The 13,640-nt window shown below is 59.5% G+C and carries 18 protein-coding genes; 15 read left to right on the top strand and 3 right to left on the bottom strand.

What is annotated here, in order from left to right; all coding sequences use genetic code 11:
- Positions 1-14: 14 nt before the first annotated feature.
- Together C4S59_RS04090 and C4S59_RS04085 are read right to left on the bottom strand one after the other, a co-directional pair.
- On the bottom strand, positions 15-974 hold the full coding sequence (locus C4S59_RS04090; RefSeq protein WP_103909173.1) for an acetyl-CoA carboxylase carboxyltransferase subunit alpha: 960 nt from the start codon (positions 972-974) through the stop codon (positions 15-17).
- Between the two features lie 60 nt (positions 975-1,034).
- A complete protein-coding gene (locus C4S59_RS04085) occupies positions 1,035-1,634 on the bottom strand; it encodes a LysE family translocator (RefSeq protein WP_103909172.1) in 600 nt (199 codons plus the stop codon).
- 82 nt (positions 1,635-1,716) lie between these two features.
- On the opposite strand from C4S59_RS04085, the gene C4S59_RS04080 reads away from it, so the two are divergent.
- The 7 genes from C4S59_RS04080 to C4S59_RS04050 are packed head-to-tail and all read left to right on the top strand — an operon-like array spanning position 1,717 to position 5,835.
- On the top strand, positions 1,717-2,160 hold the full coding sequence (locus C4S59_RS04080) for an Lrp/AsnC family transcriptional regulator (protein ID WP_200813160.1): 444 nt from the start codon (positions 1,717-1,719) through the stop codon (positions 2,158-2,160).
- Between the two features lie 54 nt (positions 2,161-2,214).
- Positions 2,215-2,673 carry a GAF domain-containing protein gene (locus C4S59_RS04075; protein ID WP_103909170.1) on the top strand — a complete coding sequence of 153 codons (459 nt, stop codon included), beginning with the start codon at positions 2,215-2,217 and terminating at the stop codon, positions 2,671-2,673.
- Positions 2,670-3,287: a LysE family translocator gene (locus C4S59_RS04070; protein WP_103909169.1), complete on the top strand. Its 618-nt coding sequence runs from the start codon at positions 2,670-2,672 to the stop codon at positions 3,285-3,287. Before C4S59_RS04075 ends, C4S59_RS04070 begins: the two co-directional genes overlap by 4 nt.
- Before the next feature lie 3 nt (positions 3,288-3,290).
- Positions 3,291-3,662 (top strand): GFA family protein, encoded by a 372-nt coding sequence (locus tag C4S59_RS04065; RefSeq protein WP_103909168.1) that lies wholly within the window; start codon positions 3,291-3,293, stop codon positions 3,660-3,662.
- A gap of 2 nt (positions 3,663-3,664) precedes the next feature.
- Positions 3,665-4,270 (top strand): LysE family translocator, encoded by a 606-nt coding sequence (locus C4S59_RS04060; RefSeq protein WP_103909167.1) that lies wholly within the window; start codon positions 3,665-3,667, stop codon positions 4,268-4,270.
- 27 nt (positions 4,271-4,297) lie between these two features.
- Entirely contained in the window at positions 4,298-5,185 is an 888-nt protein-coding gene (locus C4S59_RS04055) for a homocysteine S-methyltransferase family protein (RefSeq protein ID WP_103909166.1), read from the top strand.
- Positions 5,185-5,835: an RluA family pseudouridine synthase gene (locus tag C4S59_RS04050; protein ID WP_103909165.1), complete on the top strand. Its 651-nt coding sequence runs from the start codon at positions 5,185-5,187 to the stop codon at positions 5,833-5,835. Before C4S59_RS04055 ends, C4S59_RS04050 begins: the two co-directional genes overlap by 1 nt.
- An 81-nt stretch (positions 5,836-5,916) precedes the next feature.
- Here the strand turns inward: C4S59_RS04050 and C4S59_RS04045 are convergent, their stop codons facing one another.
- Positions 5,917-7,359, bottom strand: coding sequence for an aldehyde dehydrogenase family protein (locus C4S59_RS04045; protein ID WP_103909164.1), 1,443 nt, complete (start codon positions 7,357-7,359; stop codon positions 5,917-5,919).
- A 160-nt stretch (positions 7,360-7,519) separates the two neighbouring features.
- Between C4S59_RS04045 and C4S59_RS04040 the strand changes: the two genes are divergently transcribed.
- The 8 genes from C4S59_RS04040 to C4S59_RS04005 all read left to right on the top strand — a co-directional run bounded on the left by C4S59_RS04040 (position 7,520) and on the right by C4S59_RS04005 (position 13,530).
- Positions 7,520-8,173: a peroxiredoxin gene (locus C4S59_RS04040; RefSeq protein ID WP_103909163.1), complete on the top strand. Its 654-nt coding sequence runs from the start codon at positions 7,520-7,522 to the stop codon at positions 8,171-8,173.
- Positions 8,174-8,299: 126 nt separating this feature from the next.
- On the top strand, positions 8,300-9,088 hold the full coding sequence (locus tag C4S59_RS04035) for an exodeoxyribonuclease III (protein WP_103909162.1): 789 nt from the start codon (positions 8,300-8,302) through the stop codon (positions 9,086-9,088).
- Positions 9,089-9,172: 84 nt separating this feature from the next.
- Positions 9,173-10,084, top strand: a complete 912-nt coding sequence (gene trxA / locus C4S59_RS04030) for a thioredoxin (protein ID WP_103909161.1) — start codon at positions 9,173-9,175, stop codon at positions 10,082-10,084.
- Positions 10,085-10,112: 28 nt separating this feature from the next.
- Complete coding sequence (locus C4S59_RS04025) at positions 10,113-10,754, top strand: LON peptidase substrate-binding domain-containing protein (protein WP_103909160.1); 642 nt, start codon at positions 10,113-10,115, stop codon at positions 10,752-10,754.
- A complete protein-coding gene (locus C4S59_RS04020) occupies positions 10,751-10,936 on the top strand; it encodes a Trm112 family protein (protein ID WP_103909159.1) in 186 nt (61 codons plus the stop codon). Before C4S59_RS04025 ends, C4S59_RS04020 begins: the two co-directional genes overlap by 4 nt.
- A 94-nt stretch (positions 10,937-11,030) precedes the next feature.
- The gene (gene truB, locus C4S59_RS04015) at positions 11,031-11,942 is read left to right on the top strand and encodes a tRNA pseudouridine(55) synthase TruB (RefSeq protein ID WP_103909158.1); all 912 of its coding nucleotides are present in this window, start codon (positions 11,031-11,033) and stop codon (positions 11,940-11,942) included.
- On the top strand, positions 11,849-12,505 hold the full coding sequence (locus C4S59_RS04010; protein ID WP_200813159.1) for a DUF1643 domain-containing protein: 657 nt from the start codon (positions 11,849-11,851) through the stop codon (positions 12,503-12,505). Before truB ends, C4S59_RS04010 begins: the two co-directional genes overlap by 94 nt.
- 74 nt (positions 12,506-12,579) lie before the next feature.
- Positions 12,580-13,530, top strand: coding sequence for a calcium-binding protein (locus tag C4S59_RS04005; protein ID WP_103909157.1), 951 nt, complete (start codon positions 12,580-12,582; stop codon positions 13,528-13,530).
- Positions 13,531-13,640: the final 110 nt, after the last annotated feature.

Here is a 13,640-nt window from a genome sequence, read left to right as displayed (position 1 = left end):
CTGGTGAACTTTGCTTAGGCGGCCAGACCGCGGCTGCCCATATCCAGGAACTTTTTGCGGCGTTGCTTGATCAGGTCCGCCGGCTTTTTGTCTTCCAGATCGGCCAGCATCGCGGCGATCGTCGCGCCAACAGCGGCAATCGTGCTTTCGCTGTCGCGGTGGGCGCCGCCCATTGGTTCTTTGATGATGCGGTCGATCACAGCCAGCTTGTGCAGGTCTTGCGCGGTCAGGCGCAGCGCTTCGGCGGCTTCGCGCATCTTCTCGGCATCCTTCCACAGGATCGAGGCGCAGCCTTCGGGCGAGATCACCGAATAGACGGAATGCTCCAGCATCGCGACGCGGTTCGCGGTGGCAAAGGCGACAGCACCGCCGGACCCGCCTTCACCGGTGATCACAGTCACGCTGGGCACGCCGATTTGCAGGCATTTTTCCGTGCAGCGGGCGATGGCCTCGGACTGGCCGCGCTCTTCTGCGCCTTTGCCCGGATAGGCGCCGGGGGTGTCGACCAGCGTCACAACCGGCAGGCGGAAACGGTCGGCCATATCCATCAGACGGATCGCTTTGCGGTAGCCTTCGGGACGGGCCATGCCGAAGTTGTGCTTCAGGCGGGAATTGGTGTCTTTGCCTTTTTCATGGCCGATCACCACCACGGGGCGGTCGTTAAACCGCGCCAAGCCGCCCATGACGGCCAGATCGTCGGCAAAGTTCCGGTCACCTGCCAGCGGCGTGTATTCGGTGAACAGGGCTTCGATATAGTCCTGACAATGGGGGCGTTCGGGGTGGCGCGCCACCTGACATTTCCGCCACGGTGTCAGTTTGGAATACAGGTCTTTCAGAAGCCCGTCGGCTTTGGCGTCCAGCGCCTTTGCCTCGGCTTCGATATCCATTTCCTCATTGACCTTGGCCATTGCGCGCAGCTCTTCAGCCTTGCCTTCAATTTCTGCCAGCGGTTTTTCAAAGTCGAGGTAATGCATGTATAGGCCCCATCTTGGTCTTGCGGCTATATGACCCTGCGTCGCCTACTTTGCAACCGTTCAGGATTGGTTCAGCAACACTGGCACCAGCGAAAGCACCAGAAGCGCGGCCATCGACCAGTTGAAAATGCGCAACCGCATGGGATTGGCCAGCAGATGGCGGATGCCGGTGCCGAGAACCGTCCAACTGGTGGTCGATATGCAGGAACACAGCACATACATCCCCGCCACCCAAAGGACCGAGATCATATCGCGGCCGCTGGCGTAAAGCGTGATTGCAGAGAGCGCCATGGACCATGCCTTGGGATTGACCCACTGGAACGACGCGGCCTGAAGGAAGGTCAGAGGTTTGCCCTCGGTCGTGCCGTCGCCCATCGGGGCGGCGTTGGCGATCTTCCATGCCAGATACAGCATATAAAGCACCGAAACGACGGTCAGAACCGTGTAGGACATGGGCCACAGATCAAACAGTTTCATCACGCCCAACCCGACGAGAAAGCACATCGTCGGAAAGCCCAAGCCAACACCCAGCATATGCGGGATCGTGCGGCGAAAGCCGAAATTTGTACCGGACGCCATCAGCATCAGGTTGTTCGGCCCCGGTGTGATCACGGTCACAAGGGCAAAGGCGAAGAGGGCGGGAAGAAGATCGTAGTTCATGGCGCAATGATTGCCCTAGATTTTGTGGCATTGAATTGCGTTGATTGCGGTTTGGTAAAAAGTTTTGCAATAAATATCGATAATGGACAGAATCGACGAAAATATATTGCAAGAATTGCGTCGCGACGGTCGGCTGAGCAATCTGGCGCTGGCCGAACGGGTGGGGCTGTCGCCTTCGGCCTGCCTTCGCCGCGTTGCCGCGCTTGAGAAGAACGGCACCATCACGGGTTACCGTGCAACGCTATCTGCGGAAAAGATGGGCGTCGGTTTTGTCGCCTATATCACTGTCGGTCTGAACAGCCACACCAAGGCCAGCCAAGAGGCGTTTGAGCGTGCGCTGATACGTGCGCCCGAGGTGCGGGAGTGTCACAACATCACCGGATCGGTCGAATACCTGCTGCGGGTCGAGGTGCCGGATCTGGCCGCCTACAAGGTGTTCCACACCGATATTCTGGGCACGCTTCCGCAGATCAATACGATCACATCCTATGTGGTGATGGGATCGCCGAAAGACGACCGCGCGTGATCTTGCACTTGGCCGATGGCGGGTCTACGCCTTGGCCAAGTAGAAGGACTTCCCATGCGCGCTGATTATTCCGAACTGTCGAAAACCATTGCTGCTTTGGCCGAAGGCGAAACCGACACAGTCGCCCTGATGGCAACGGTGGCCTGTGAGCTGCATCATGCGGACGACCGGTTCGACTGGACTGGGTTCTATCGCGTGACCGAGCCTGAAGTTCTGAAGATCGGGCCTTATCAGGGTGGCCACGGCTGTCTTGTGATCCCGTTTTCGCGTGGTGTCTGCGGCGCGGCGGCGCGGACAGGGCAGGTGCAACTGGTCGATGACGTCGATAACTTCCCCGGCCACATCGCCTGCGCATCGTCGACGCGGTCCGAAATCGTTCTGCCGGTCTGGAACTCTGCGGGCACGTTGCTGGGCGTTTTGGACATCGACAGCGACCAACCCGCCGCCTTTACCCAAGATGACGCAGATGCCCTGACCGACATTCTGGCCGCAACCTTTGCGAATGCGACATGAGTCTTGAGGGCTGGCTGATATTTGCGGCCTTCTGGGTCGTCTTTGTCACCTCGCCCGGTCCAAATGCGGTCAACTGCATCCAGAACGGTATGAACCTCGGGTTCCGCCGCGCGCTTTGGGGCGTGTTGGGTATTCTGACCCAAGCGCTGCTGTTCCTGATCTTGTCAGCAGCTGGTATCACCGCGCTGCTGACCCACTCACCGACAGGCTTTCTGATCGCCAAGCTGCTCGGCGCGGCAGTGCTGATCTGGCTGGGTGTCCGCAACTGGCGCGCGGCGGACAAACCCTTGGCCACCCAAGCCCCTGCCGCTGGATCAATCTATGTCCGTGCCTTTATGATCGCCACGATCAACCCGAAAAGCGTAGCGGGGTACCTTGCCGCCTTTTCGCAATTCGTACAGCCGGACGTGCCGATCATGGCGCAGATGTCGGCGATTGTGCCGACGGCGCTGGTCATCACTGCACTCAGCTATTGCGGCTACACCGCCTTGGGCGCAGTGTTGGGACGCGCGGCCATGGGTGCGGTTGCGAACACAGTGGTGCGCCGCGTTCTGGCGTCCTGTTTCATTTTATATGGCGTCGCTTTGGCGGCCACGATTTTCAATTGGGGATAAGGCATGATTAAGGGAAGCTGCTGCTGCGGAGATGTCACGTTTGACGTAACCGGAACGCCCAAGGGCATGTCGGTCTGCCACTGCACCCAATGCCGCAAAATGTCGGGCTATGCGTGGTCCTCGGCGCAGGTTTCGGACGGCGACCTGTCCATCACAGGGCCGGTCACGTGGTTCGAGGCATCAGATATCGCCAAACGCGGCATCTGCCCGCGGTGTGGATCGTTCCTGTTCTGGAAGGCGCATGACGAAGACACGATCAGTTTTGCCTTGGGCGCCGTAGACGGGCCCTCGGGTGTCACGCTGGAAAAGCACATCTTCGTTGCTGACAAGGGCGACTACTACGACATCGCCGACGGTTTGCCGCAAAAGGACTGACCATGCTAGATCTGCCAACCATCCTTACCTTTCTGACCGCTGGCATCGCGTTGAACCTGACACCGGGAGCGGATGTGATGTTCGCCATCGCCTCGGGCACCCGTGGTGGCTGGCGCGCAGGTGTTGCGGCTTCCGCCGGTGTTGCCTTAGGCGCGATGGGCCATGTTCTGTTGGCGACCTTCGGCGTGGCGGCCTTGTTGGCGGCGTATCCCTTGGGGTTCGACATTCTGCGATATGCAGGCGCGGCTTACCTTTTGTGGCTGGCATGGCAAGCCTGGACTGCTGACCCCCAAACAAAGAAAGCGCAAGGCAGGGCCAGCCTTCTGGGGGCCGTCCGCCAAGGCGCGATCACCAATCTGCTGAACCCGAAAGTTGCGCTGTTCGTATTGGCCTTCCTGCCGCAGTTTGCAGACCCCGCACGCGGCTCTGTTTGGGCGCAGATGCTCATACTAGGCGCGATGTTCATCACAACAGGGTTTTTCGTCACTTCGGCCTACGGCGCGCTGGGCGGCTGGTTTGCCAGCGCGATGACGCGCCGTGCGATTGTTCTGAACCGCATTGCCTCTGTGGTTTTTGCCATGCTTGCGCTACGTCTGGTGAAAGGGTAGGGCGCGACAGGTTCACTGAGGTCTGACATGGCAAAAATCACGCTTTTAGACGGCGGCATGGGGCAAGAGTTGCTGCACCGCACAGGCGACACGCCCACCCCCCTTTGGGCCACGCAGGTGATGGTGGATCACCCCGGCCTGGTCCAGGAAATCCACGCCGATTACTTTGCGGCGGGCGCAACGATTGCGACGACAAACACCTACGCCCTGCTGCGGGATCGTTTGGTCAAGGCCGGTATTGCCGATCAAGAGGGCCCATTGCGCGCCACCGCATTGGCCGAGACCAAGGCCGCCCGTGATGAGCACGGCTCCGGCCGGATTGCTGGTGCCATCGGACCGCTCGGCGCGTCCTATCAGCCTGACATTTTCCCGGATCATGCCACCGGCGTTGCCGAATATGCACCCGTGGTGGCGGCTCTGGCCCCGCATGTCGACTTGATCCTGTTCGAAACGGTCGCATCGGTCGCCCACGCGAAAGCCGCGCTTGAGGCGGCTCTGGGCTGCGGCAAACCCGTCTGGCTGGCAGTGACGGTGGATGACGAAGACGGCAGTCTGCTCCGCTCGGGCGAACCTGTATCCGAGATCGCCAAACTGTCCGGCGCAGACGCATTACTGGCCAACTGTTCCGCGCCCGAGGCGATGGCAGCAGCCATCGACGAACTCCTGCCATCTGGTTTGCCTGTCGGCGCCTTTGCAAATGCGTTCACCCAGATCACCAAAGAGTTCCTGACAGACAGCCCCACGGTCGACGCGCTTCATCCACGCGATGACATAACGCCCGAACGCTACGCCGATTTTGCCATGGATTGGGTGAACCGCGGCGCGACAATTATCGGCGGGTGCTGCGAAACAGGTCCGGCCCACATCGCGGCGGTGGCAGAGCGTCTGCGGGCCGCAGGACATGAAATCGTCTGATGTCGATCACCCCCTATAACCCTCCGCAGGACGACATTGAGATCGTCCATGCCGATCACGAAATTCTGGTGGTCAACAAACCCTCGGGCCTTTTGTCGGTACCGGGGAAGGGCCCCGAACTGGCGGATTGCCTGATCACACGTCTGCAAGCGATCTACCCCGAGGTGTTGCTGGTCCACCGTCTGGATCGCGACACATCCGGCGCGATGGTGTTCGGCCTGACACCTCATGCGCAGCGTCACCTCGGTAAGCAATTTGAAAAACGCACGACCAAGAAAACCTATGTGGCCCGCGTCCACGGCAAGGTCGAGGAAAAGACCGGCACAGTGGACCAGCCTATCGGCGTCGACTGGCCGAACCGCCCCTTGCAGATGATCGACTACGAAAACGGGCGCGCGGCGCAAACCGACTGGCGGGTGATGAAGTCAAGCGACACCGAAAGCCGCCTGCGCCTTTTCCCGAAAACCGGTCGCAGCCACCAACTTCGGGTGCACACCAAATTCATCGGCCACCCCATTCTGGGCGACCCGCTTTATACGCCCGACACATATCAGGATTACCCGCGCATGATGTTGCACGCCGAAGAATTGCGCATCAGTCACCCCGATGGGGGCAAGGGCCACACGTTCCGCGTCAAGGCCCCGTTCTAGGGGCCTTGAAAGGGGAACCGCCCGAGGCCTTCTGGCCGAGGCTAAACTGTGTGCTGCGGTACGCCGCAGCACTCCGCCGGATCAGGCTTCGTCGCTGTCCCAACCGGACACAGCTTTGACCTCAAGGAAGTCGATCAGACCGTAGTAACCACCTTCACGGCCATTGCCCGATTGCTTCATCCCGCCAAAGGGCGATCCCTGCGCGCGGTCCTGACCGTTCATTTCCACCATGCCCGACCGCAAACGCCGCGCCAGACGGTTGCGCCGCGCGCCGTCAGCGGTTTGCACATAGTTCGTCAGGCCATAGGGCGTGTCGTTGGCAACTTCCAAAGCTTCCTCTTCGCTGTCGAACTTCATGATCGACAGAACGGGGCCAAAAATCTCTTCGCGCGCGATGGTCATGTCAGGTGTGACATCGGCAAAAACTGTCGGGCGCACAAAGAAGCCCTTGTTCATGCCTTCGGGCAATCCGGGACCACCGGCGACCAGACGCGCACCTTCGTCGATGCCTGTCTGGATCAACCCCTGAATCTTGTCCCACTGCGTGCGGTTCACGACAGGGCCGATGTGGCGGCCTTCCTCGGATGCGGGACCAACAGTGACCTTCGCGGCCACTTCGGCAGCCTCGGCTACCACGCGATCATATACAGGCGCTTCGACCATCATACGCGACGGCGCGTTACAGCTTTGACCCGAGTTCTGCATCATATGCAGGACGCCACGTTTGACGGCCTTCTCGTCCGCATCGGCGAAGATCAGGTTCGCGCCTTTGCCGCCCAGTTCCAGATGCACGCGCTTCAACGTATCCGCCGCGGCCTTTGAAATCAGTTTGCCTGCGCGGGTCGAGCCCGTGAAGCTGACCATATCCACATCCGGATGCGCCGAAAGTTGCGACCCGACGCCGACACCGTCACCGTTTACAAGGTTGAACACACCGGCGGGGAAGCCTGCCTCGTGCATCGCTTCTGCAAAGACCATCGCGGAAATCGGGCTTTCCTCAGAAGGTTTCAGAACCATCGTGCAACCCGCCACAGCCGCCGCGCCCACTTTCAGCGTGATCTGGTTCATCGGCCAGTTCCACGGCGTGATCAGCGCGGCAACACCGACGGCTTCGTGAATGATGCGGTCATTCGGGGCGTGATCGCCCAGAGGCTCTTCGAATTTGAAATCCTTGGCGGCTTTCAGAAAGCCGCTCAGATGCCAGATGCCTGCGCCAACCTGATTGCGCCGCGCCAGATCCAGTGGTGCACCCATTTCCTGGCTCATGGCCTGCGCCAAGTCTTCGGCCTTTGCCTTATAGGCGGCCAGCAGGCGTTCTACCGCTGCGATCCGCTCTTCCGGCGGGGTTGCCATCCAACCGGGCAGGGCACGCTTGGCGGCGGCAACGGCTGCATCTGTATCGGCCTGACCACCCAGTGAAATCGTTGCGAAAGGCTCTTCTGTCGTCGGGTTGATGACATCCAGATCGCGGCCTTCAATCGGGTCTACCCATGCGCCGTCGATGTAGAATTTCTTATGGTCCATGCCTGAAACCTCCCTGCGCAACCGGTGCGCTATGTGAATTTGATCAAATTCTTGCCTCTGCCTTGCAGCTATTGCAAGTCCCCTGCGGCAACATTGGGGGTTCTTTCCCAAATTGAAACCCTTAGGTAAGACACAACGCAGATTTTTTAGGGAGACTCACATGTCCTTGCGCATTAACGACACCGTACCTGATCTGAAGGTCGAAACCGACCTCGGCACATTCACTCTGCATGAGTTCATTGGCGACAACTGGACGATCCTGTTCTCGCACCCCAAGGATTTCACGCCGATCTGCACAACCGAATTCGGCGCAGTGGCCCAGCTGGCGGACGAATGGGCAAAGCGCGACACCAAGGTGATCGGCGTGTCCGTTGATGGCGTCGAAGACCACAAAAAGTGGAAAGGCGATATCGAGAAAGTTGCTGGCACCGCCGCTGGCTTCCCGATCATCGCGGACGATGGTCTGGAACTGTCCAAAGCCTTCGACATGCTGCCCGCCGAAGCCTATCTGCCCGATGGCCGCACACCGAACGACAGCGCGACCGTGCGTTCCGTCTTTATCATCGGTCCGGACAAGAAACTGAAACTGTCCATGACCTACCCGATGAACGTCGGCCGCAACTTTGCCGAGGTGTTGCGCGCGCTGGACGGTCTGCAGACTGCGGCCAAATACACCGTCGCCACACCGGCAAACTGGCAGGTTGGTCAGGACGTTGTCATTCCGGCGACCGTCTCGGCCGAGGACGCCAAAGAAAAGTTCGGCGAATTCACAACCGTTCTGCCGTATCTGCGCACAGCCAAGCTGCCGTCGTAAGACTGCTGGCTTGATTGATAAGAACCCGTCGGACGCAAACGTGTCTGGCGGGTTTTGTTTGTTTTCGGGTTGAGGAAACCGCGCCGATCTGGGCATTCTCCGCCCGACAAATTCAGGAGAACTCGGATGCCCTTTACCCTTGCGACATGGAACATCAACTCGGTCCGTCTGCGCGAAGGCATCGTGGCGCAACTGATGTCCGAAGAAGCACCGGACGTGTTGTGCCTGCAGGAATGCAAAAGCCCCGTCGAAAAGATCCCGATGGAGCAGTTCCGTGCCCTTGGCTACAACCACATGGTTGCGCGTGGTCAGAAGGGCTACAACGGCGTTGCGATCCTGTCGAAGCTGCCGATCGAGGATGCAGGCGATCAGGATTTCGCCAACCTCGGCCATGCCCGCCACGTAGCGGGGCGTCTGGAAAACGGTGTGACGATCCACAACTTCTATGTGCCTGCGGGTGGTGATGAACCGGACCGTGAAAAGAACGAAAAGTTCGGCCAGAAGCTGGATTACCTGACCGGCATGCGCGACTGGTTTCATAGCGAAAAGCCCGAGAAATCCATTCTGGTCGGCGATCTGAACATCGCCCCGCGCGAAGATGATGTGTGGGATCACAAGAAGCTGTTGAAGATCGTGTCCCACACCCCGGTCGAGGTCGAACACCTCGCTCAGGTGCAGGATGCAGGCAACTGGGTCGACGTGACCCGCGCCGATATTCCCAAAGGTTTGCTGTATAGCTGGTGGTCTTACCGCGCCCGCGACTGGGATGCAGCGGATAAGGGCCGCCGTCTGGATCACGTCTGGGCCACGTCTGATATCGCCAGCGCAGGCCATTCCAGCAAAATCCTGCGCCATGTGCGCGGCTGGGAAAAACCGTCTGACCACGCACCGGTCTTTGCAACCTTCGACGTGTAAGCGCGACAGTGCTGCCCCTTGCATGATAGGGGCAGGACGGCCATGTAAGGCAGTAACTTTGGGATATTCGCGAAAGGGCGCGTGATGATTGAACTGGGCGGAGCGCAACCTCAGGATCAGGACCTGATCAAAGACGTCGCAGAGCGCGACTTCATGAAAGACGTGATCGAAGCCAGCCGCGACGTTCCCGTCATCGTTGATTTCTGGGCGCCGTGGTGTGGCCCGTGCAAAACGCTTGGTCCGATGCTGGAACAGGCCGTACGCGACGCCAAAGGTGCCGTGAAGATGGCCAAGGTCAACGTCGACGAGGCGCAGGCCATCGCGGGCCAGCTGCAAATCCAGTCGATCCCGACGGTTTACGCCTTCTATCAGGGCCAGCCGATGGACGGCTTCCAAGGCGCGGTGCCACAGTCCGAAATCAAGGCCTTCATCGAACGTCTGGTCAAGGCGTCCGGTGGCGATGCCTCTGGCGGTCTGGATGACGCAATCGCGGCTGCCGAGGAAATGCTGGAACAGGGTGCCGCCACCGACGCGGTTCAGGTGTTCCAAGCGGTTCTTGGCGAAGACCCGAACAACGCAGCGGCCTACGGCGGCATGGTGCGCGCCTATCTGGCGGTGGGCGAGGTCGAACAGGCCGAAGCCATCCTGAACGGCGCCCCTGCCGAGATTTCGCAAAGCCCCGAACTGGAAGCTGCGCACGCCCAACTGACGCTGGCCAAGCAGGCCGCCAACGCGGGCCCCGTGGCCGAACTGATGGCGCAGGTCGAAGCTGAGCCGGACAACCTTCAGGCCCGTCTTGATCTGGCGCAGGCGCAAAATGCCAACGGTCAGACAGAAGAGGCGGTGGAAACCCTGCTTGAACTGTTCCGCAAGGATCGCGAGTGGAATAATGGTGCCGCAAAAGAACAGCTTTTCACCATTTTCGACGCTCTGAAACCGAACGATCCTATCGTGCTGAACGGACGTCGGAAACTCAGTTCGATGATATTTGCCTAAACCGGCTTTTGGGCTAACCTCGTCTTATATGACACGGATCAAAGACCTGCCGGACATCATCCCGGTTTTCCCTTTGCCAGGTGCGCTGCTGCTGCCGCGCGCCCGACTTCCCTTACATCTATTTGAACCCCGTTATCTGGCGATGCTGGATGACGCGCTGAAAACGCCGTCGCGCCTGATCGGCATGGTTCAGCCCTGCGATGCTTCGGGCAATAAGTTCGGCCTGCAGCACATCGGTTGTGCGGGTCGTGTGACGCAATTCTCGGAAACCGAAGATGGCCGCTACATGATCACACTGGCAGGTGTGTCGCGGTTCGAAGTGCGTGATGAAGTCGAAGGGTTCACACCCTATCGACGCTGCGAGGTGTCTTGGGACAATTACTCGCCCGATCTGGATGGCACCGAACGTGATGTCAGTTTTGATCGGTCGTCTTTCCTTGATCTCTTGGATCGGTATTTCGATGCGATGGACCTGTCTGCCGACTGGGATACGTTGAAAGATGCCGAGGACGAACTGCTGATCAACTCGCTTTCGATGCTGCTGGAGTTCGATCCCGAAGACAAACAGGCTTTGCTTGAGGCGAAATCGCTGACACAACGGCGCGAAACTCTGGTGACCCTGATCGAATACGCGCTGCGTGGCGGCGCGACAGAAGGAATACTGCAATGACTGACGCGCCACAGGTCTTTGACCGCCGTATGCTTGAATCACTTGTTTGCCCTGAAACCCACACCCGTCTGGAATATGACGCGGAAAAGCAGGAACTGGTCAGCAAGGCCGCCAATCTGGCCTTCCCGATCCGCGACGGAATTCCCGTCATGCTGCGGGACGAGGCGCGCGTTCTCGACTGAACCTTTGGTCCTTTCGGGATGAATTGACAGGGCGCATTCGCTGGGCTAGGCGGGCGCCCTTATCTTTTGCCCGTATCTTTCAAAGGCAGGTCGTATGGGACGGAAACGCAAAGGTCGCGATATTTCTGGATGGCTGGTGGTGGACAAGCCCGCTGGCATCACCTCGACCGCTGTTGTGAACAAGGTGCGCTGGGCGCTGGCCGCGAAAAAGGCGGGCCACGCAGGCACGCTTGACCCCGAAGCGACGGGCGTTCTGGCGGTGGCGCTGGGCGAGGCGACCAAAACGGTTCCCTACATCACCGACGCGATGAAGGCCTACCGGTTCACCGTGCGTCTGGGCCAAGCGACCAACACAGATGATGCCGAAGGCGAAGTGATCGCATCCTCTGATGAACGCCCCTCGGACGATCAGATCAAAGAGGCGCTTCATCAGTTTGTCGGCGACATCATGCAGGTGCCGCCGCAGTTCTCTGCCGTAAAGATCGACGGTGAACGCGCCTACAAACGCGCCCGCGATGGCGAAGAGATGGAGCTGGCCGCGCGCCCCTTGTGGGTCGAAGAACTGATCATGCTGGAACGCCCGGATGCGGACCACGTCACGCTGGAAATGACCTGTGGCAAGGGCGGCTACGTTCGCTCGATTGCCCGCGATCTGGGGCAGGCTTTGGGCTGCTTTGGTCACGTGCGCGAATTGCGCCGTATCTGGTCCGGCCCGTTCGAGGTCGAAGACGGTCTGTCGATTGAAGAGATCGACGCATTGGCAAAAACGCCCGAACTGGATGCCAAACTGCTGCCGATCGAGGTCGGTCTGGCCGATCTGCCCGAAGTGACCTGTCCGCCCGAGTCCGCCACGCGCCTTCGCAATGGCAATCCGGCGGTCGTGATTGCATCGGATGTCGAATACGGCGAAGAATGCTGGGCATCTTTGAATGGCACGCCCATCGCGGTTGGGCGGTTCAAAGCGGGCGAACTGCATCCGTCGCGGGTGTTTGTCGAAGCAGACTAAGGGGCGGGGCGCTGGCACGACGCGGGGCAAAATCCGAACTGATCGAACGCCACCATCAGGCCCAAGACGGCACCGAATCGATGGCGGTTTACAGCGGATGCGAACGGTACCGCTATGGCCTCCGCCGCGTCTGGAATGCCGAGAACCCTCAAGTTTTATTCATTATGCTCAACCCGTCCACGGCGACCGAGCTAAAGAATGACCCCACAATCCATCGCTGCGAAACCCGTGCGCGTGACATGGGATTCGGCGGCGTGATGATTGCTAATCTGTTTGCCTTCCGTGCCACCAAACCGGAGGACCTGAAAAAGGCGAAAGATCCGGTTGGCCCTGCCAATGACCAGATTTTGTTGCAGTGGCATGACCTTGCAGGCACCACGATCGCCGCGTGGGGTGTGCATGGTGCGCATCTGGGGCGTGCCGTCGATCTGGCCGCAAAATTGGGGCCAATGACCCACCTTGGCCTGACCAAAGACGGCCATCCGCGGCACCCGCTTTATGTGTCCTACAAAACCCGTCCCGAGGATTGGCCCGTTGGCACGCGCTATGCAGGAAATCATTAACCACGGAATCCGAAGGTGTTTGCCTTAACTCACCGGATTGGTGTTGGTTCGGGTTGAACAGTGGCGGATTGGACATGCTTCTTTTATCGGGTCTCTTGGGTTTGATGGTGTTGGGGTCGACAGCGATGTTGGCCACGCTGCCTATGCCTGATGAAGACAGCGACGCCGATGATGATCTGCTGGCCGATGACCTGTCTGACGATAAGAAAGACGGCGACGTTCAGGCCACTGGCGCAGGTGGATGGATCATCGGCGGGGGCAACGGCGCAGATGATCTGACCGGTAGTTCGGAAACCGATCATATGGATGGCGGCGACGGTGCGGACGCGATAGATGGCGACGCGGGCGACGATGTCCTACGCGGTGGCGCGGGCGGCGACCTTCTGACGGGTGGCGATGGCAATGACACCATGGCAGGTCAGGATGACGGCGACTGGATCGAAGGCGGCGATGGAAATGACGACCTGCAGGGATGCGCTGGTGATGACAGTCTTTCAGGTGGTGCGGGTGATGACAGCCTGACCGGTGGTCTGGGTAATGATGTGTTGAATGGTGACACGGGGAATGACGCGCTGATGGGTCGCGAAGGCGATGACACGATGTCCGGCGGCGAAGGCATCGATACGCTGTTCGGCGCATGGGGCAATGACGTGCTCTATGGCAACGATGATGCGGATACCGACTTTCTGAATGGCGGTGACGGCGCGGATACGCTGGTCGCCGGGCAGGGCGATTATGTGTCCGGTGGCGACGGGGCGGACAGCTTTGTCATGGACGCCACAGATACCGGAGCAGCGGCGCATTTCATGGATTACGATAGTACCGAAGACCAGATCATCGTTCTGTTTGACGACACCGCAGGCGTCGAACCCGAACTGAGCATCGAACAGGATGCGAACAATCCGGCGATCACCAATATCCTTTTGAACGGGGATATCGCCTGTACCGTGCCGACCGATCAGGCCCCCCTTGTCAGCGACATCGTTCTGGCACCTGAAACGCTGGCGGGCGATTTCGGGGTCTAGCGTCGCAACCCACATTTTCCTTTCATTTGTATAGGAATCGACCTATACGCGCGCATCGCTTCGGGTTCTTGGGACCCGTTGTGCTCCACGGGCCATGCTGGACGACATCC

The organism is Thalassococcus halodurans (assembly GCF_900108225.1).
GTDB classification, from domain to species: Bacteria; Pseudomonadota; Alphaproteobacteria; order Rhodobacterales; family Rhodobacteraceae; genus Thalassococcus; species Thalassococcus halodurans.
The sequence above is the reverse complement of the archived record's forward strand: the minus strand, read 5'-3'. Positions and strand labels throughout refer to the sequence as shown.